Source organism: Halomonas sp. PBN3 (assembly GCF_000475415.1).
Taxonomy (GTDB): Bacteria; Pseudomonadota; Gammaproteobacteria; order Pseudomonadales; family Halomonadaceae; genus Halomonas; species Halomonas shengliensis.
Window position 1 is genome coordinate 1 of sequence record NZ_AXCA01000175.1, and the last position, 18,498, is coordinate 18,498.

The following is an 18,498-nucleotide window of genomic DNA, read 5'->3' on the forward strand; positions in this document are numbered from 1 at the left end:
TTCCGGTGCAATATCCGGGCTAGGGGTGTCGCGCAGCCTGGACCAGGGCTTCATCGACTACCTCGATCAGACCCAGACCCAGCGCGCCGAGACCCTGGCCGCCGGGCTCGCCGAGGAGTGGGCACGCCGCGGCGACTGGCAGTGGCTGCGCGAGTCGCCGCGCGCCTGGCACCGCCTGGTGCGCCGCCAGCTGTGGCCGGGCGCCGGCCCGGCGCCGGTGGGCATCGAGCGCCAGCTCGGCGACCCCAGGGACTTCGTGCTCCACGACGGCACGGGGCTGCCGGTGATCGGCCTGCCGCCGGATGACGACGAGGAGGCGGCCACCCTGCGCTGGCTGCCCATCGAGCATCAGGGCGAGCGCGTCGGCACCCTGGGCTATCGCCCCCCGGAACAGCTGATGGCGCGCATGGAGCGCATCTTCCTCAGCCGCCAGCAGCGCAACCTGGGGATCATCATCGGCGCCCTCGGCCTGGCCTCGTTGCTGCTCGCCGGCGGCCTCTCCTGGTGGCTGGGACGACGCACCCGCGGCATGGCGCTGGCCACCCGCCGGCTCACCGAGGGCGACTACGGCACCCGCCTGACGGAACGCGGCCGCGACGAACTCTCGCGCCTCTCACGCGACTTCAATGTACTCGCCGCCACTCTGGAAGCGAGCCGCGAGGCACGCAGCCGCTGGGTCTCCGACATCGCCCACGAGCTGCGCACCCCGCTCTCCGTGCTGCGCGGCGAGATCGAGGCGATGCAGGACGGCATCCGCGAGCTGGACCAGGACAGCCTGCACTCCCTCTCCCAGGAGGTCGGGCAGCTGGAGCGCCTGGTGGCCGATCTGCGCCTGCTCTCCCAGAGCGACGCCGGGGCCCTGGAGGTCCAGCTCGCCCCCCTCGACCTGGCCGAGAGCCTGTCCCAGCGGCTGGAGGAGGCCGGCGGCTGGCTCGACGACAGCGGCATCGCCCTGGAGCAGGCGATCCAGGGGCCGGCCTGGATCCGCGGCGACGCCAGCCGCCTGCGCCAGTTGTGGAGCAACCTGCTCGACAACACCTGCGCCTATACCCGGGCCCCCGGCCGGCTGCGCGTGGTCCTCGCCCGCAACGCCGGTGGCCCGGTGGTCACCTGGGAGGACAGCGCTCCCGGGGTGCCCGCCGCGGTGCTGCCGCGGCTCACCGAGCGGCTCTACCGGGTCGAGGGCTCGCGCAGCCGCGCCAGTGGCGGCAGCGGCCTGGGGCTCTCCATCGCCACCGCCCTGGTCAAGGCCCACGGCGGCGAGATGACGGCCGCCGCCTCGCCGCTGGGTGGGCTACGCTGGAGCCTGCGCTTTCCCCCACTCGATGACGCCACGCTCAGGGAGGAGACCCCATGACCCACACCGAACGGCCGCCGCGCATCCTGATCGTCGAAGACGAACCCAAGATCGCCCGCCTGGTGGCCGACTACCTGGCCGGCAGCGGCTTCGAGCCGCATCACCTAGACCACGGCGATGCCGTCATCCCCTGGCTGGAGGAGACCCGGCAGGCCGGCGAGGGGCCGGCGCTGGTGCTGCTCGACCTGATGCTGCCCGGCACCGACGGCCTGACCCTGTGCCGCGAGATCCGCCAGCGCTGGCCGGCCCTGCCGGTGATCATGCTCACCGCCCGGGTCGAGGAGGTGGACCGCCTGCTGGGCCTGGAGCTGGGCGCCGACGACTACATCTGCAAGCCGTTCAGCCCCCGCGAGGTGGTGGCCCGGGTCAAGGCGGTGCTGCGCCGCAGCCAGCTGGCCGGCGAGCCCGACCCTGCCGGCAGCAACCTGGTACTCGACGAGGAGGGCTGGCGGGCCCTGGCCGATGGCCACGACCTCGGCCTGACCGCCGTGGAGTTCCAGCTGCTCAAGGTGATGATGCACGCTCCGGGACGCATCTTCTCCCGCGACCAGCTGATGGATCACATGTACCGCGATCACCGCATCGTCTCCGAGCGCACCGTGGACAGCCACGTCAAGAAGCTGCGCCGCAAGATCAGCGAGGTATGGCCCGAACGCGAGGTGATCCGTTCGGTCTACGGCGTCGGCTACAAGTACCAGCCAGAGGCGTGAACCTGCACCCTCGTTGCACCGTCGCTGCACCAACCTTGCACGCCGGCGGCGCAGAGTGACAGTCGTCAACCCGAGGCCCAAGGAGCTTCCCCATGCAGAACCGATTCCCCCGCAAGACGCTGGCCGCCGCCCTGCTCGCCCTGGCCATCGCCCCCGTGGCACTCACGGCCACCGCGGCGCCCGGTGAGGGCGCCGAGACCCGCGAGCAGTGGCTCGAGGCCCGCGCCGAGCATCAGGCCGAGCGGCGCGCCGCCCTCTTCGAGCGCGCCGGCATCGACGCCGCGACCCGCGAGGCCCTGGAGAGCGCCAGCCGCGAGCACCGCGAGGCCATGGCCGAGCTGCGCCGGGAGCATCGCGAGCGCATGAACGCGCTGCTCAGCGATGAGCAGCGCGAGGCCCTGAAGGCGGCGCGCCTGGAGATGCACCAGGAGTACCAGGCCGAACGGCATCAGCGCCGCGCCACCTCCCTGCAGCGGCGCATGACCGAGATGGTCGACGGCTGGGACCTCTCCGAGGAGGAGCGCGAGGCCCTCGGCGAGCTGCGCCGGGAGCACTACGCGGCGATGGCCGAGCTGCGCGACCGCGACTTCGATTCCCGCGAGGCGCGCCGCGAGGCCTTCCAGGCCCTGCGCGACGAGCACCAGGCCGCGCTGGGTGAGCTGCTGACTGAGGAGCAGCTCGAGGAGATGCGCCAGACCGCCCGCGAGGCCTACGGCAAGGGGCCCAAGGGCGGCAAGGGCGACAGCCAGGGCCGCGCCGACTGACCCACTCCTCCCCCTCCGCCACTCGCGACGCCCGGCCCCGTGCCGGGCGTCGTCGTCTGCGTCTTTGCTGCGACACGCCCCGGCTGCGACCTTGGCCGCCTTGCGGCGGCGTCGGCGGCGGCGTAACGTCATGGGCCCGCTCTTTAGCAAGCAAAGGAGTTGCCATGTCACGCGCCTCCGATGACGCCGGCTACCGCCTTCCCCTGCCCGGCAGCGCCCTGCTGGCCACCTGGCGCCGGGGGTACGGCCTGGCCGAGCTGCGCCGCGACCTGCTCGCCGGCCTGACCATCGGCATCGTCGCCGTGCCCCTCTCCATGGCGCTGGCCATCGCCACCGGCGTGCCGCCCCAGCACGGCCTCTACACCGCCATCGTCGCCGGCGCCATCATCGCCCTCACCGGCGGTTCGCGCTTCAACGTCTCCGGCCCCACCGCCGCCTTCGTGGTGATCCTCTTCCCCATCGTCGCCAGCCACGGCATCGGCGGGCTCTTGATCGCCACCCTGATGGCCGGGCTAATCCTGGTGGCGCTGGGTCTGGCGCGGCTCGGCAGCCTGATCCAGTTCGTGCCCTACCCCGTGGTGCTGGGCTTCACCGCCGGCATCGCCGTGGTCATCGCCCTGCTGCAGCTCCCCGACTTCCTGGGCCTCGAGGTGGCCCTCGGCGAGAGCACCCTGGGCAATGCCGCCACCATCGGCGGGGCGCTGGCGACCCTCGACCCCGCCGAGCTGGGCGTCGGCCTGGTGACGCTGGCCACCCTGGTCCTGTGGCCACGCCTGCGCCTGCCGATCCCCGCGCCGCTGGTGGGGCTCGCCGTGGGCACCCTGGCGGCGCTGGCCGTGACGCCCCTGGGCGTGGAGGTGGACACCATCGCCTCGCGCTTCAGCTGGAGCCTACAGGGCGAGAGCGGCAGCGGCATCCCGCCCTTCGCGCCGAGCCTGGTGCTGCCCTGGCAGCTGCCGGGCCCCGACGGCAGCCCGCTGACGGTGGACTTCGCGCTGATCCGCGAGCTGCTCGGCCCGGCACTGGCCATCGCCATGCTGGGGGCCATCGAATCACTGCTCTGCGCGGTGGTGGCCGACGGGCTGACCCGCACCCGCCACGACCCCAACGCCGAGCTGCTGGGCCAGGGGCTGGGCAACATCGCCGCGCCCTTCTTCGGCGGCATCACCGCCACCGCCGCCCTGGCACGCACCGCCACCAATATCCGCAGCGGCGCCGTCTCGCCGGTCGCCGCGGTGGTCCACGCCCTGGTGGTGCTGCTGGCGGTGGTACTGCTGGCGGGCGTGCTGGCCCTGGTGCCCATGGCGGCACTCGCCGCGCTGCTCTTCATCATCGCCTGGAACATGAGCGAGGCGCGCCACTTCGTGCATACGCTGAGAAGCGCCCCGGCCAGCGACGCGGCGATCCTGGTGATCTGCTTCGCCCTGACGGTGGTCTTCGACATGGTGCTGGCCGTGGCGGTAGGCATGGGCCTGGCGGCGGCGCTCTTCATCCGCCGCATGGCCGAGGTGACCCGCACGCGGCGGCTGGACGCGCCACGCGAGGCGGGCCCCGGCGACCTGCCGGCCGGGGTAGCGCTCTACGATATCGACGGCCCGCTGTTCTTCGGCGCCGCCGAGAAGGCGGTCTCCTCGCTGCGGGTGGTGGACCCGGAGATCCGCGTAATACTGCTCGACATGCGCGACGTGCCGAGCCTCGACGCCACCGCCATCGTCGCCCTGCAGACGCTGGCCGAGGAGCTCGAGGCAGAGGGCATCGGCCTGGTCTTCGTGGGACTGCCGGCGCGCCTGGTGCTCAAGCTGCGTCGCGCCGGGCTGCGGCGTGAAGCCGGTTGCCTGGCCGTGGTACGGGGCCTGCCCCGGGGACGGCGACTCGCCGAGCGCTGGCTGGCCGCCGCCGACGGCTCGTGCTGATACCGCCCGTGGCCAACACCGCATGGCGCCGGGGCGCCGCCTCGTCCATAGTGAAACGAAGCTATCGATCGCTGACGAGGCTAGCCCATGACCGCACTGCCCGACTGGCAGGTAAGCCGCTGGCTCAACTGCGACACGCCGCTGACCCTGGGCATGCTGCGTGGCCGGGTGGTGATGGTCCACGTCTTCCAGATGCTGTGCCCGGGCTGCGTCATGCACGGCCTGCCACAGGCCCAGCGGGTGGCGCGACTGCTGGTCGACGCCCCGCTGACGGTGGTGGGGCTGCACAGCGTGTTCGAGCACCACGAGGCGATGACGCCCCTGGCGCTGGGGGCGTTTCTGGCCGAGTACCGCTACACCTTCCCGGTGGCCATCGACGCCGCTAGCGCCGACGGTGACCCTCGGCCACGCACGCTGCGCGCCTGGGCGCTGGAGGGCACCCCCACCACGCTGTTGATCGACGCCCACGGCCGGCTACGCCACCGCCTTTTTGGCGACGAGGAGGAGCTGGCCCTGGGCGTGCGCCTGGGCCGGCTTCTGCAGGAGGTCGAGGGCGCAGCAGACGCACCGCGGTGAAACTCCCGGGTCTGACAGGTGGGCGCCGCCGAGTCGCGCGGGCCGTAGAAGCCGTAAAGAAGGGGCGCGACGGTTGTCGCGCCCCTTGGCTTCCTCCCGGATGGCGTGACTCAGGCCATGTCGAGCACCACGCGGCCCTCGATCTTGCCGTCGATCATGCGCTGGAAGACCGCGTTGATGTTGTCGAGGCGATCGGTGGACACCGTGGCCTTGACCTTGCCCTCGCCGGCGAAGTCCAGCGCTTCCTGCAGATCCTGGCGGGTTCCAACGATGGAGCCGCGTACGGTGATGCCGTTGAGCACGGTGTCGAAGATCGGCAGCGGGAAATCGCCGGGTGGCAACCCATTGAGCACCAGGGTACCGCCGCGGCGCAGCATGCGCTGGGCCTGGTCGAAGGCCTGGGGCGACACCGCCGTGACCAGCGCGCCGTGGGCGCCGCCGATCTCGCGCTTCAGATAGGCCGCGGGGTCGGTCTTCAAGGCGTTGACGGTGACCGCCGCTCCCAGCCGCTCGGCATGGGCCAGCTTGGCGTCATCGACGTCCACCGCGGCCACGTTGAAGCCCATGGCGCGAGCGTACTGCACCGCCATATGCCCGAGGCCGCCGATGCCTGAGATCACCACCCACTGACCGGGACGGGCATCGGTCATCTTCAGCCCCTTGTAGACGGTGACCCCGGCACACAGTACCGGCGCGATCTCCAGGAAGCCGACGCTATCCGGCAGCCGCCCGACGTAGCCGGCATCGGCCAGGGTATAGTCGGCGAAGCCCCCGTTGACCGAGTAGCCGGTGTTCTGCTGCGATTCGCACAGGGTCTCCCAGCCGCCGAGACAGTGCTCGCAGTGGCCGCAGGCGGAATAGAGCCAGGGCACACCGACGCGGTCGCCTTCCTTGACATGGGAGACGCCCGCCCCCACTGCCACCACGTGGCCCACGCCCTCATGGCCGGGGATAAAGGGCGGATTGGGCTTGACCGGCCAGTCCCCGTGGGCGGCGTGCAGGTCGGTATGGCAGACGCCGGAAGCGGCCACCTTCACCAGGATTTCCCCCTGCTGCGGCCGGGGTGTCGCGACCTCTTCGATGGCCAGCGGCTCACCGAACTTTCGCACCACGGCAGCTTTCATCGTGTTATCCATTGTATATCTCCTCGATTGGCGGGCAGCCTGACGCTGCACCTTTGCTTCATGCTCGCCAGGGGAAGCAAGTGAAGCGATGCAACCGCTCTTCTTGGCGTTGGGGGGCCGCTCAGAAAAACAACCGAGCGGCCAGAGGCTTCAGAAGAAGCCCAGAGGATTGATGTCATAGCTGACCAGCAGGTTCTTGGTCTGCTGGTAGTGCTCGAGGGCCACCTTGTGGGTCTCGCGACCGACACCGGACTTCTTGTAGCCGCCGAAGGCGGCGTGGGCCGGATACTGGTGATAGCAGTTGGTCCACACCCGGCCGGCCTGGATGCCGCGGCCCATGCGGAAAGCGACATTGATATCACGGCTCCACACCCCGGCGCCCAGGCCGAACTCGGTGTCGTTGGCGATGGCCAGCGCCTCAGCCTCGTCCTTGAAGGTGGTCACGGCGACAACCGGGCCGAAGATCTCCTCCTGGAAGACGCGCATCTTGTTGTGGCCCTTGAGCAGGGTCGGCTGAATATAGAAGCCCTTGTCGATGCTCGGATCCAGGCTCTCCTTGTTGCCACCGGTGAGGAACTCGGCGCCCTCCTCCCGGGCGATCTCCATGTAGGACATGATCTTGTCGAACTGCTCCTGGGAGGCCTGAGCGCCGACCTGGACATCGGTATCCAGCGGGTTACCGCGGGTGATCTGACCCACCTTCTCCATGACCTTGGCCATGAAGGCGTCGTACATCGACTCCTGGATCAACGCCCGGGATGGACAGGTACACACCTCGCCCTGGTTGAAGAAGGCCAGTACCAGGCCCTCGGCGGCCTTGTCGATGAACTCCGGCTCGGCGTTCATGATGTCGGCAAAGTAGATATTCGGCGACTTGCCGCCCAGCTCTACCGTGGAGGGTATGATGTTGTCGGCAGCACACTTGAGGATATGCGCGCCCACCGGGGTGGAGCCGGTAAAGGCGATCTTGGCGATACGCTTGCTGGTGGCCAGTGCCTGGCCGGCCTCGGCGCCATAGCCGTTGACGATGTTGACCACCCCCGGCGGCAGCAGGTCGCCGACCAGCTTCATCAGTTCGAGGATCGAGGCCGGGGTCTGCTCGGCGGGCTTGAGCACCACACAGTTGCCCGCGGCCAGCGCCGGTGCCAGCTTCCATACGGCCATCAGCAGCGGGAAGTTCCAGGGGATGATCTGTCCCACCACGCCCAGCGGCTCGTGGAAGTGGTAGGCGACGGTGTTGGCGTCGATGTCGGCGGCGGTGCCCTCCTGGGCGCGGATGCAGCCGGCGAAGTAGCGGAAGTGGTCGACGGCCAGCGGCAGGTCGGCGTTGAGGGTCTCGCGCACCGCCTTGCCGTTGTCCCAGGTCTCGGCCACGGCCAGCATCTCGAGGTTCTGCTCGATGCGGTCGGCGATCCTGAGCAGGATGTTGGAACGTTCGGTGGCGGAGGTCTTGCCCCAGGCGGGGGCGGCGGCGTGGGCGGCGTCCAGCGCCTTGTCGATGTCCTCGGCGGTGGAGCGCGGGATCTGGCAGAACACCTGGCCGTTGACCGGGCTGACGTTGTCGAAGTACTCGCCCTTCACCGGCGGCACGAACTCGCCACCGATGTAGTTGCCGTAGCGCTGCTCGAAGGTGATGACGGCACCGGACTCGCCGGGATTGGCGTAGATCATGGCATGGCTCCTGAGTGTTGTGGTTATGATCGCTATGCCTCTCCAGTCTTGGTCGCCACCACGATCTGGGACATACTCCGGTGGCATGAGACGCCCTCCTCCCTTGGTAGGAGGGCCAGGACAGGAGAGCCCCATGACCACCCTGATGGTCGCTGACGACCACCCGCTGTTCCGCGAGGCGATCGCCGCGGTGATCGCCGCCGGCCTGCCGGAGAGCCGGCTGCTGGAGGCCGACAGCCTGGCCCAGGCCATGCAGCTGGCCGAACGGCTCGAGGCCGACCTCGACCTGCTGCTGCTCGACCTGGGACTCCCCGATGCCGCCGGCCTCGAGGGCCTGGCGCGACTGCGCCAGGCCCTGCCCGGGCTGCCGGTGGCGATCCTCTCCGCCGAGCAGGACCGGCGCACCGTGCTCGAGGCGATCGAGCTCGGCGCGGTGGGCTATATCCCCAAGTCGACGCCCCGGGAGGACCTGCTGGCGGCCCTCGAACGCATCCTGGAGGGCGACCTCTACCTGCCGCCCCAGGTGATGCGCCGGCCCCCGTCCCCTGCCCCAGCTACCGACCGCTCGCTGCCCGCCTCCCTGGAGACGCGCCTGGCGCGCCTCACCGACAAGCAGCTCGAGGTGCTCGAGCGCCTGCACCGCGGCGCCTCCAACAAGGGCATCGCCCGCGAGCTCGACATCGCCGAGACCACGGTGAAGACCCATGTCTCGGCGATCCTGCGTCGCCTGGGGGTGAAGAGCCGGGTGCAGGCGGTGCTGCTCGCCGACCAGCTGGACCTCGCCGCCTACCGGGCCGAACGCCGCGGTCGCTGAGCCTCCAGCAGCGCCCCCAGCAGCAGGCGCAGGCGCAATGGCTTGAGCGGCTTGAGCAGGCACTCGAAGCCTGCCTCGCGGATATGTGCCTTGAGGGCGGCATCGTGGTTGGCGGTGATCACCACCACCGGCAGCCCGGGATGGCGCTCGCGCAGCCGCCGGGCCACCGCCAGCCCGTCGGGGCGCCGTTCGCCGAGATGGTAGTCCACCAGCAGCGCCGCCGGCGCCGGCCCCGAGAGTTCCTCCGGGGAGGCGGCGCACGCCACCCGGCACCCCCAGCCGCCGAGCAGCGCCGCCATGCCGTCGCGGATATCGGCGTCGTTGTCGATCACCCAGACCCGCGCCCCCGCGAGGGGCTCCGGCGCCTCGTCGCGCACGGCCGCCCCGGGGGCGGCGCGCTCGCCGTAGGGCACGGTGACCGAGAACAGCGCACCGTGCCCGGGCCGCGAGACCAGCCCGAGCGGGTGGCCGAGCATGCCGCCGATGCGCTCGACGATGGCCAGCCCCAGACCCAGGCCGCGGTTGTCGCCCTCCTCGGCCGTTCCGAGGCGACGGAACTCCTCGAAGATCAGCCGCTGCTGGGCCGGGGCGATGCCCGGCCCGGTATCGCCGACCAGGATCTCGAGCCCCTCGGAACGACGGCGGCAGCCGAGCAGCACCCGTCCCGACTGGGTATAGCGGATCGCATTGCTCAGGAAGTTGCGCACCACCCGCGCCAGCAGCGCCAGGTCGGAGGCGATCACCGCCCGGGTCGGCACATAGCGCAGCTCGAGGCCGCGGCTGGCGGCCAGCTGGCGATACTCCTCGGCCAGCACCCCGAGCAGCTCCTCGGCAGGGAAGCTGGCCACGTCCGGCCTGAGCACCCCGGCATCGAGCCGCGAGATGTCCACCAGGCTGCCGATCAGCGACTCGACGTCCTTCAGCGAGCGTCCGATGCTACCCACCAGGCGCCGCGACGAGGCGGGCAGAGCCTGGCCCTCCAGGGCGCTGGCGAAGAGCCGTGCGGCATTGAGCGGCTGCAGCAGGTCGTGGCTGACCGCGGCGAGGAACTTGGTCTTGGAGAGGTTGGCGGCCTCCGCCTCGGCGCGGGAGCGCTCCAGGGCCGCCAGGGTGCGCTGCAGGGTCTCGGTGCGCTCGCGCACCTGCTCGGCGAGCAGCACCGAGTGCTCGAAGGCGCCGTAGGGGCCGCCATGGGGCACGCCGCCCGCCTCCACGCGCTCGATCAGGGCGGCGCAGATGCGGCGCAACCGGTCGTTCTCGGCGGCCAGCGCCTCGGCGGAGGCGCCGGGCTCAGGCGGGCGGCGCGGATCCAATGGCCACTCCGGTGAAGGTCTGGTTGAGGTGCATGCCATGGTGCTGCTCACCGTAAGTGTTGAAGCCGATCACCCTGCCCCGGGCCAGCAGCCGCGAGGCCGCCGCCAGGTCGCCGCGGCTCTCCAGCTCCAGGCGGCGCAGGAAGCAGTCGCAGCCGATCACCAGGACCGGGTCACCGAGGCGGCCGGCCAGGCCGGCGAGGACCGCCTCCAGCTGCTCGAGCATGGGCGCAGGATGCATGGCGGTGAGCACGATGCCGGTCTCCACCGCGCAATAGAAGCTCAGGCTGCCGTCCGGATTGACCCGCTGCACCGAGCGCACGTAGTGGGCATCGGCGATGCGCACCGCCAGCGGGTGCAGGGCGAAGGCCTCGGCGTCCAGCGCCGCCACCGGCACGCCGACCAGGCGCGCATACTCCTCGGCGGCGGGCAGGGCGTTGAGCTCGAGCACCCGGCGCGTCGCGCTGTCGGCCCGGGTCACCACCAGCTTGTGGTCCAGCGGGCGCAGGTGGTGGGTGGTGAAGACCTCGAAGGGGAGCGCGGTCGCCACCATCACCACCACCGCCGCCTGGGAGTGGAAGCGCCCCTCGGCGTAGACATGGGTGCGGGTGAGGCGGTTGTCGTCGCCGGCGGAGCCACCGAAGCCGGGGATGCGCCCCAGCGCCGCCTCCAGGGTGGCCAGCACCTGCTCCTCGCGGCTGGAGAGGCCGTCGAGCAGGGTCAGGGCGAAGCGCTCGGCGCCCGCCGGGGCGTCAGGACGACAGCGTTCCAGCAGGTCGTCCACCAGACGCTGGGCGGCGAGCAGGTCGAAGCGGTCGAGGTCGGCCACCAGGGCGGTGGCGACGGCGAAGTCCTCCCGCGCGAAGCCGATGGCGACGATGCAGCCGCGCTCGTAGCCGCTCGGGCTGATCTCGCCGGCGGTGGTGCAGCCCACCACCGGCAGCTCGCCGAAGGTGTGCCGCAGGGCCCGCGACAGGCCCTCCAGCGGATAGTCGGCGCTGCAGAAGAAGAGCACGCCGCCGAGCGCGGGGTGGGCGAGCGCCTCGCCCAGCTCGGCCACGGCGGCCTCGGGGTCGGCATGGCGCGAGACCGCGCGACACAGGGGGGCGGCCGCGGGCGGCGGCGGGGTGTCAGGGCGCATCCTCGGCTCCGGTGGCGGGCGAAGGCCCAGTGTAGGCCGGGGCGCGGCGCCGCCACAACGCCCGGTCAGGCCGCCTCGAGCCGGGCCAGGGTGGCGGCGAGGCAGCGACGCAGCTCCGCGATGACGGCGTCGGCCGCCGCGAGGTCGCCGTCGACCGCCAGGCGCTCGATCCGGGCGGCGAGGCCGGCCACCTTGACCGCCCCGAGGCTCGCGGACTCCCCCTTGAGCTGGTGAGCCGCCTGGCGGGCGCGGCCGGCGTCACCGGCCCGGCGGGCGGTCGCCAGCGCCTCGAGGTGCGTCCCTGCCTGGTCACGGTAGAGGGCGGTCATCGGCGCCAGCCCCTCCTCCCCCAGCGAGGTCCGCAGGCCATGGAGGATCAGCGGGTCGACCAGCGTTTCCTGCCCCACCCCGGACGCGAGTGTCCCGGACGCCTCGTCGCCGCCTAGGTGGCGCCTGAGCACCTCGCGCAGCGGCCCCTGCAGCAGCGGCTTGGCGATGTAGCCGTTCATCCCGGCGGCCAGGCAGCGCGCCTGCTCGCCCTCCGGGCCGCCGGCGGTCATTGCCACCACCGGCACCCGGGAGAGCCAGCCGTGCCGCGCCCGCAGGCGCCGGGTCACCTCGAGGCCATCCATGCCGGGCATCTGGATATCCATGAAGATCAGGTCGAAACGCTCCCGCGCCACCCGGGCCAGCGCGTCCTCCCCGGACTCGGCCAGCGCGACCCGGCACCCCTGCCGCTCGAGCATCGCCAGGGCGACCCGCTGGTTGACGGGGTTGTCCTCCACCACCAGCACCCGGCCGACACGGGGGGCACCTCGCCGCGGGGCCGCGACGCCCTCCCCGGCCGAAGGCGGCACGGCGGCCGCCACCAGCGGCAGCCGGCAGCGGAAACGGCTGCCCACCCCGGGCTCGCTCTCCAGCTCGATGCCCCCGCCCATGGCCTCCACCAGGCGCCGCGAGATCGCCAGCCCCAGCCCGGTGCCGCCGAAGCGACGCGCGGTGGAGGCATCCCCCTGGCGGAAGGGCTCGAAGATGCGCTCGCGCTGCTCGAGGGGGATGCCACAGCCGCTGTCGCGCACCTCGAGGCACAGGCTGCCGTCGGCACCGACGGCGGCCGTCAGCCTCACCTCGCCCTCGGCGGTGAACTTCACCGCGTTGGCCACCAGGTTGAGCAGCACCTGGCGCAGTCGCGCCGCGTCGCCCATCACGTGGGTCGGCAGCTCCGGGGCGATGCGGGACACGAGACGCAGGCCGCGCGCCTCGGCACGGGCGGCGAAGATCGTCACTACGCCCTCTACCAGCTCGGCCAGGGCCAGCGGCTGGAACTCCAGCTCGAGCCGTCCGGACTCGATCTTGGAGAAGTCGAGCAGGTCGTTGATCAGCCCCAGCAGCAGGCCGGCGCTGTCATGGATGGTGGCGGCGTACTCCCGGGCGCGCCCTTCGAGGGGCTCCTCCAGCAGCAGGTCGCTCATGCCGATCACCCCGTTCAGGGGCGTGCGGATCTCGTGGCTCACCGTGGCCAGGAACTCGGACTTGGCCTGGCTGGCCATCTCGGCACGCCGCGCGGTGGCCTGCAGCTCCCGGCTCAGGGTCTCGAGGTCGCGGCGGGCGGCCGCGTTGTCGCTCGCCTCGCGGAACAGCATTATCGCCACCAGTAGGGCGGAGAAGCTCATCGCCAGGATCAGCACCAGCAGCAGGCCGTAGAGGCGCTGCAGCTGGCGCCGCTCGTGAGTGGTGCTCTCGGCCAGGTGGCCGTTGATGGCGATCACCAGCCGCTCGGTGCGGTTGCCCAGCGCCTCCAGGCGTTGCTCCAGGGATTCCTGTGCCTCCGCGTCGAGGGCGGTGAGCCCGCTGATGGCCGCATCGAGTGCCTCGATACGCGCCTCGATCTCGTCGATCAGCGCCACCGCGGCCGGGATCCGGGCCATCAGCTCGGTCACGTCGCCCTGGCGCAGCAGGGTCAGGCGGCTGTAGAAGAGCTCGAAGCGCAGGCGCAGGCCGGAGAGGCTGGCGTCCGGCTGGGCCAGATAGCTGCGCATCTGCACGGTATCGCGGTCGAGCTTGTAGGCGTGCCATACCGCGTCGCCACCCACGCTCCCGGCCAGGCTGTCCTGGCGCCAGGAGACCAGCCCCACCACCACCAGGGCGGCGGCGAACAGCACCAGGGCACTGATGGCCCCTAGCCGCAGGCGCAGCGGCAGCTTCAGCATGGCACCGCGTCCCTGGCCGGCGCTCCCTCAGGGCGCATGGATCTCGGCGACTTGCCACACCGAGCGGAAGCGCACCGCCTCGTTGTGCAGCTCGGGGTGGTCATCGAAGGGATAGAGCACGAACAGCGGACCGAACTCGCGGATCGGCATCGCCTCGCCATCGCGCCGCATGGCCAGGATGACGTCGTAGCGTCGAAGCTCGGCCACAGGGATCCGTGCCCGGTACTCGTTGAGGGCCTCGACCACCACGCTCTCGCTCTCGACCCCGGCCGCCGCCAGCACGTCACGCAGCAGCGGGCCCTCGAAGCAGCCGTGCTCGCGGTGCCAGGGGGTACGGGTGCACACCTCCACGAGCGACAGGTCCTGGAGCATGGCACGGTCGAACTGCGCCACCTCACCGACGTTGGGATGGCGAATATCGCCGCTGACGGTCAACAGCACCTCTCCCTCGGGCTCGGGCAGCGCCGCGGCGACGGCGAACAGGGGAAGCGTGGCCAGCAGCAAGGCAGCGATCGAAAGGCGCATGACAGGGACCCTTGAAGGCAACTTAGGGCGGCCAGCCTAACCGATCCCGGCGGCGGGGTCAGCTCGACGATGGGCGCGGGCGAAACGCCGCGGGGGCGCCTCGGCGCCCCCGCGGGTCGTTTCCCTCGATCGAAGGGTCTTGCTGGTCAGCCATGGAACTCCGGCTTCTCCTCCACGGGCTTGACCACCACCAGCTCCTCATAGGCGTGCCAGCTGGCGAACCCGAGCACCGGCAGGATCAGCGCCAGGCCGATATAGAAGGTCAGCACGCCCACCAGCACGCAGCCGGTGAGGATGGCGGCCCACAGCAGCATCGGGCGGAAGTTGCGCGCCACGGTCCGCACGCTGGCCTCGATGCCCTCCATGAAGGTGAGGTCATGGTCCATCAGGGTGGGGACTGCCACCACGCTGATGGCGAAGGCGCCGAAGGCGAGCACGCTGCCCAGCGCCGTGCCGACGGCGATCATGCCGAGGCCCTGGGGAGTGGTCAGCAGCGCCGCGTAGAGGGCGTCGGGGCTCGGCACCTCGAAACCGAAGAAGAGCGCGAACAGCAGCGTGGCCACCCGGATCCAGGCCATGAAGAAGATCATCATCATTACGCCCATCATCGCCAGCTGGCCAGCATGGGGACGCCAGGCACCGAAGGCATCGCCCAGGTGGGGAGCGCGATTGGCCTCCAGGGCGCGGCTGATGCCGTAGGAGCCCACCGCGACCAGCGGCCCGATGAACATGAAGCCCGCCACCAGCGGCAGCAGCCAGTGCCACAGGCCGAGGTACACGGCGCCCACGGTGACCGCGATGCTCAGGCCGACCCAGAACATGCCATAGGCCAGGCTGACAGCGGTGGCCTGCCGGAAGTCCTCGATGCCGGCGGCGAGCCAGGCCCGGGGACGGTCCATCCCCACCGGCTGGATGGTGATCCTGACGCCCGGCGCTGCCGGCGCGTGTCGTGCTTTCGCGGTTGCCGCATTCATGTGTCACCTCTCTTCACCGTTTACCGCCCGACCACTTCGGGCGCTGCGCGAATGGTTCGGGCTCGGCCGACCCATCGAGACACGTTAACGGCGCATTTCGTCGTTAACACACCCTTAATCTAGTTGATGCGGGTCAACTCTGCAGGCAATACCGCTTGCCCTTTTTCACGCAGGGGAGGTGCACGCCGGATGCCCCGACGCAACGGGCCCCGACGCCTGGTCGGGGCCCGTCGCGGGATGGCGATGCAAGGAAGGCGGCGACCGGGGTCGCCGCCTTCAACGCACGATCATCACCGATACCTTCGAGTGGTGCACCACGTGCTCGGCGTTGGGGCCGAGCACGTAGTCGGCGAACTTGCGCTTGTTGTGGGAGGCCATCACGATCAGGTCCACCTCGAGCTTCTTGGCGGCCTTGACGATCGCCTCCCAGGGCGAGCCGTCGACGATCACGCTCTGCACCGTCACGTCCTTGGGCACGTTCTCCTGGATGAAGCGATGCTGCGCCTCGGAGACCGCCTTATGGGCCTTCTTGGCGAAGTCCTTGGGGAAGTAGGAGCCCACCAGCGGCATGCGGTAGTCCGGCAGCACCGTCACCACATGCAGCGAGGCACCGAAGCTGTGGCACAGGGCCAGCGCCGTGGGCAGCGCCTTCTTCCAGGAGGCCTCCTCGTTGAGGTCCACCGGCAACATGATCTTCTGGTACATGACGCTCTCTCCTCAGGCTGACGCCGCGGCGGCCGTGCGATCACGCCGCCGACGCTGCAACACTACGATCAGGCCGAACACCAGGAAGGCCGGGATCCACATCAGCTCCTTGGTCCAGCGATCCACCGGGGCCAGCACCTGGATGATCTCCTGGTCGAACTCGAAACCGAGCTGGGCCGCCTGGCTGCCGTAGGTCACCATGTCGACGACGGCCTTGTCGTCCTCGATCAGCAGCATCAGCCCCAGGTTGTCCAGCCGCTCCTGGCCCGTCTCCCCTTCCGGCACCGGCAGGGTCATGTAGGTGGTCATCGGGTCGCCGAAGGCGTCGAGGCCGGCGATCTGCAGGCGCAGGGTGCTGTCCTCGTCGACGTCGCCCAGCGCCTCGACGAACTGCGCCGGCGGCACCTCCCGGTAGGGATCGTGGATCTGGTCCATCCAGAAGCCGGGGCGGAACAGGGTGAAGGCCACCAGCAGCAGCAGGATCGACTCGTACCAGCGGTTGCGGGTGATCATGAAGCCCTGGGTCGCCGCGGCGAAGATCAGCATGGCGATGGTGGCCACCACGAAGATCAGGATGCCCTGCAAGAGCGAGACATCGATCAGCAGCAGGTCGGTGTTGAAGATGAACAGGAACGGCAACGCCGCGGTGCGCAGGCTGTAGTAGAAGGCCTGGAAACCGGTGCGGATCGGATCACCCCCCGAGACCGCCGCCGCGGCGAAGGAGGCGAGCCCCACCGGCGGCGTGACGTCCGCCATGATGCCGAAGTAGAACACGAACAGGTGCACCGCGATCAGCGGCACCAGCAGGCCGTTCTGCTCGCCCAGCTGGACGATCACCGGGGCCAGCAACGCCGAGACCACGATGTAGTTGGCCGTGGTGGGCAGGCCCATGCCGAGGATCAGGCTGAGCACCGCGGTGAAGATCAGGATCAGCATCAGGTTACCCATGGAGAGGATCTCCACCACGTCGGCCAGCACCAGGCCGACGCCGGTCTGGGAGACGGCGCCGACGATGATGCCGGCGGTGGCGGTGGCGATGCCGATGCCGATCATGTTGCGGGCACCGGTGACCAGGCCGTTCCACAGGTCAAGAGCGCCTTCGCGGAGGTCCGCCGCCATGTCGCTGCGACCGCGGAAGATCGCCGTGATGGGGCGCTGGGTGAGGATGATGAAGACCATGAACACCGTGGCCCAGAAGGCCGAGAGTCCCGGGGAGAGGCGCTCCACCATCAGGCACCAGATCAGCACGATCACCGGCAGGATGAACTGCAGGCCAACCATCACCGTGGGCCGGGTCTGGGGCAGCTTGTAGATGGGGGTGTCCGGGTCGTCGAGCTCCAGCTCGGGATAGTGCGAGGCGACCTTGAGCAGCCCCACATAGATCACCGCCAGGCCCACGGCGACCACCCAGGGGGTCGCGGCGCCCAGCACCGGCTTGAGCCAGCCCAGGCCGTAGTAGACCACGAGGGCCGTGATCATCATCAGCAGCAGGCCGCCGAGGAAGCCGATCACCTTGCGCACCAGCGGCTTGGCCGGATTGCTGCTCTCCAGCCCCTGCAGGCCGGCCTTGAGGGCCTCGAGGTGGACGATGTAGATCAGCGCGATATAGGAGATCAGCGCCGGCAGGAAGGCGTGCTTGATCACCTGCACGTAGGAGATGCCCACGTACTCCACCATCAGGAAGGCCGCGGCCCCCATCACCGGCGGCATGATCTGGCCGTTGACCGAGGAGGAGACCTCCACCGCCCCGGCCTTCTCAGCGGAGAAGCCGACCCGTTTCATCATCGGCACGGTGAAGGTGCCGGTGGTCACCACGTTGGCGATGGATGAGCCGGAGATCAGGCCGGTCATGCCCGAGGCCACCACGGCGGCCTTGGCCGGCCCGCCCTTGTAGTGACCGAGCAGCGAGAAGGCGACCTTGATGAAGTAGTTGCCGGCGCCGGCCTTGTCGAGCAGGGCGCCGAACAGCACGAACAGGAAGACGAAGCTGGTGGAGACCCCCAGCGCGATGCCGAACACGCCCTGGGTGGTCAGCCACTGGTGGTTGACCAGGCCGTAGAGGCTGACCCCGCGGTGGGAGAGGATGCCCGGCATGTAGGGCCCGGCCAGCGAATAGACGATGAAGATCGAGGCGATGATCATCAGCGGCGGGCCGAGTGCCCGGCGCGTAGCTTCCAGCAGCAGCAGAATGCCGACCACACCGATGATCACGTCCTGCAGGATCGGTGCCCCCGGGCGCTGGGCGAGCTGCTCGTAGAAGAGGAACATGTAGGCGCCGCAGAAGGCGGCGACGGCGGCGAAAACCCAGTCCTGGATGGGGATGCGGTCCCGCGGCGAGCGCTTGAGCGCCGGGTAGGCCATGAACGCCAGGAAGAGCGCGAAGGCCAGGTGGATGGAGCGGGACTCGGTGGCGTTGAACACCCCGAAGCCCAGCATGAACGGCAGCGGCGAGGCGATCCACAACTGGAACAGCGACCAGACGGCGGCGATCCCCACCAGCAACTTGCCGGGCGCGCCCGCCGGCTTCCTCGCCCCGGAGTCACTGGAGGCGACCATATCCTCCAGGTCGACCTCGTGCCCGGCGGCCCTCTTGTTGACCTCGGTCATAAGCGTACCCTGCCCTGAGTGTTACGTGTGTCGTCCATCCGCGATGCCGGGCGGCATCCCTCAAACAGAATGCGCGGCCCCCTCGGGTGACCGC

The 18,498-nt window shown here is 70.3% G+C and carries 15 protein-coding genes; 6 read left to right on the forward strand and 9 right to left on the reverse strand.

What is annotated here, in order from left to right; all coding sequences use genetic code 11:
- From Q673_RS30930 to Q673_RS30945, 5 genes are all read left to right on the forward strand, one after another.
- Nucleotides 1-1,357 (forward strand): ATP-binding protein (locus tag Q673_RS30930; protein WP_031218408.1); only part of this gene is annotated, 1,357 nt, incomplete at its 5' end.
- Nucleotides 1,354-2,067, forward strand: coding sequence for a response regulator (locus tag Q673_RS30935; RefSeq protein WP_023006624.1), 714 nt, complete (start codon nucleotides 1,354-1,356; stop codon nucleotides 2,065-2,067). The genes Q673_RS30930 and Q673_RS30935, both read left to right, overlap by 4 nt.
- Nucleotides 2,068-2,159: 92 nt before the next feature.
- Nucleotides 2,160-2,831, forward strand: a complete 672-nt coding sequence (locus Q673_RS35610) for a hypothetical protein (RefSeq protein ID WP_023006625.1) — start codon at nucleotides 2,160-2,162, stop codon at nucleotides 2,829-2,831.
- 164 nt (nucleotides 2,832-2,995) lie between these two features.
- Entirely contained in the window at nucleotides 2,996-4,744 is a 1,749-nt protein-coding gene (gene dauA, locus Q673_RS30940; protein WP_023006626.1) for a C4-dicarboxylic acid transporter DauA, read from the forward strand.
- A gap of 87 nt (nucleotides 4,745-4,831) precedes the next feature.
- Nucleotides 4,832-5,320, forward strand: a complete 489-nt coding sequence (locus tag Q673_RS30945) for a hypothetical protein (RefSeq protein ID WP_023006627.1) — start codon at nucleotides 4,832-4,834, stop codon at nucleotides 5,318-5,320.
- Nucleotides 5,321-5,430: 110 nt separating this feature from the next.
- Here Q673_RS30945 and adhP read toward each other — a convergent pair whose 3' ends face one another.
- Nucleotides 5,431-6,456 carry an alcohol dehydrogenase AdhP gene (adhP, locus tag Q673_RS30950; RefSeq protein WP_023006628.1) on the reverse strand — a complete coding sequence of 342 codons (1,026 nt, stop codon included), beginning with the start codon at nucleotides 6,454-6,456 and terminating at the stop codon, nucleotides 5,431-5,433.
- 138 nt (nucleotides 6,457-6,594) lie between these two features.
- Entirely contained in the window at nucleotides 6,595-8,115 is a 1,521-nt protein-coding gene (exaC, locus tag Q673_RS30955; protein WP_023006629.1) for an acetaldehyde dehydrogenase ExaC, read from the reverse strand.
- Between the two features lie 133 nt (nucleotides 8,116-8,248).
- On the opposite strand from exaC, the gene Q673_RS30960 reads away from it, so the two are divergent.
- On the forward strand, nucleotides 8,249-8,929 hold the full coding sequence (locus Q673_RS30960) for a response regulator (protein WP_023006630.1): 681 nt from the start codon (nucleotides 8,249-8,251) through the stop codon (nucleotides 8,927-8,929).
- Here Q673_RS30960 and Q673_RS30965 read toward each other — a convergent pair.
- The 7 genes from Q673_RS30965 to Q673_RS30995 all read right to left on the reverse strand — a co-directional run bounded on the left by Q673_RS30965 (nucleotide 8,902) and on the right by Q673_RS30995 (nucleotide 18,404).
- Nucleotides 8,902-10,242: an ATP-binding response regulator gene (locus Q673_RS30965; RefSeq protein WP_023006631.1), complete on the reverse strand. Its 1,341-nt coding sequence runs from the start codon at nucleotides 10,240-10,242 to the stop codon at nucleotides 8,902-8,904. The two genes, Q673_RS30960 and Q673_RS30965, sit on opposite strands and share 28 nt — an antisense overlap.
- Complete coding sequence (gene nosP, locus Q673_RS30970) at nucleotides 10,220-11,383, reverse strand: nitric oxide-sensing protein NosP (protein WP_023006632.1); 1,164 nt, start codon at nucleotides 11,381-11,383, stop codon at nucleotides 10,220-10,222. Before nosP ends, Q673_RS30965 begins: the two co-directional genes overlap by 23 nt.
- 65 nt (nucleotides 11,384-11,448) lie before the next feature.
- Nucleotides 11,449-13,593: an ATP-binding protein gene (locus Q673_RS30975; protein WP_023006633.1), complete on the reverse strand. Its 2,145-nt coding sequence runs from the start codon at nucleotides 13,591-13,593 to the stop codon at nucleotides 11,449-11,451.
- A 27-nt stretch (nucleotides 13,594-13,620) separates the two neighbouring features.
- Entirely contained in the window at nucleotides 13,621-14,118 is a 498-nt protein-coding gene (locus Q673_RS30980) for a molybdopterin-dependent oxidoreductase (RefSeq protein WP_023006634.1), read from the reverse strand.
- 146 nt (nucleotides 14,119-14,264) lie between these two features.
- A complete protein-coding gene (locus Q673_RS30985; protein ID WP_031218413.1) occupies nucleotides 14,265-15,092 on the reverse strand; it encodes a DUF2189 domain-containing protein in 828 nt (275 codons plus the stop codon).
- A 276-nt stretch (nucleotides 15,093-15,368) separates the two neighbouring features.
- Entirely contained in the window at nucleotides 15,369-15,797 is a 429-nt protein-coding gene (locus tag Q673_RS30990) for a universal stress protein (RefSeq protein WP_023006636.1), read from the reverse strand.
- Nucleotides 15,798-15,809: 12 nt separating this feature from the next.
- On the reverse strand, nucleotides 15,810-18,404 hold the full coding sequence (locus tag Q673_RS30995; protein WP_023006637.1) for a TRAP transporter permease: 2,595 nt from the start codon (nucleotides 18,402-18,404) through the stop codon (nucleotides 15,810-15,812).
- Between the last annotated feature and the right edge of the window lie 94 nt (nucleotides 18,405-18,498).

Coding starts and splice junctions, on each gene's coding strand:
- Q673_RS30935 (WP_023006624.1), top strand. CDS start 1,354: ATGACCCACACCGAACGGCCGCCGCGCATCCTGATCGTCGAAGACGAA.
- Q673_RS35610 (WP_023006625.1), top strand. CDS start 2,160: ATGCAGAACCGATTCCCCCGCAAGACGCTGGCCGCCGCCCTGCTCGCC.
- dauA (WP_023006626.1), top strand. CDS start 2,996: ATGTCACGCGCCTCCGATGACGCCGGCTACCGCCTTCCCCTGCCCGGC.
- Q673_RS30945 (WP_023006627.1), top strand. CDS start 4,832: ATGACCGCACTGCCCGACTGGCAGGTAAGCCGCTGGCTCAACTGCGAC.
- adhP (WP_023006628.1), bottom strand. CDS start 6,456: ATGGATAACACGATGAAAGCTGCCGTGGTGCGAAAGTTCGGTGAGCCG.
- exaC (WP_023006629.1), bottom strand. CDS start 8,115: ATGATCTACGCCAATCCCGGCGAGTCCGGTGCCGTCATCACCTTCGAG.
- Q673_RS30960 (WP_023006630.1), top strand. CDS start 8,249: ATGACCACCCTGATGGTCGCTGACGACCACCCGCTGTTCCGCGAGGCG.
- nosP (WP_023006632.1), bottom strand. CDS start 11,383: ATGCGCCCTGACACCCCGCCGCCGCCCGCGGCCGCCCCCCTGTGTCGC.
- Q673_RS30975 (WP_023006633.1), bottom strand. CDS start 13,593: ATGCTGAAGCTGCCGCTGCGCCTGCGGCTAGGGGCCATCAGTGCCCTG.
- Q673_RS30980 (WP_023006634.1), bottom strand. CDS start 14,118: ATGCGCCTTTCGATCGCTGCCTTGCTGCTGGCCACGCTTCCCCTGTTC.
- Q673_RS30985 (WP_031218413.1), bottom strand. CDS start 15,092: ATGAATGCGGCAACCGCGAAAGCACGACACGCGCCGGCAGCGCCGGGC.
- Q673_RS30990 (WP_023006636.1), bottom strand. CDS start 15,797: ATGTACCAGAAGATCATGTTGCCGGTGGACCTCAACGAGGAGGCCTCC.
- Q673_RS30995 (WP_023006637.1), bottom strand. CDS start 18,404: ATGACCGAGGTCAACAAGAGGGCCGCCGGGCACGAGGTCGACCTGGAG.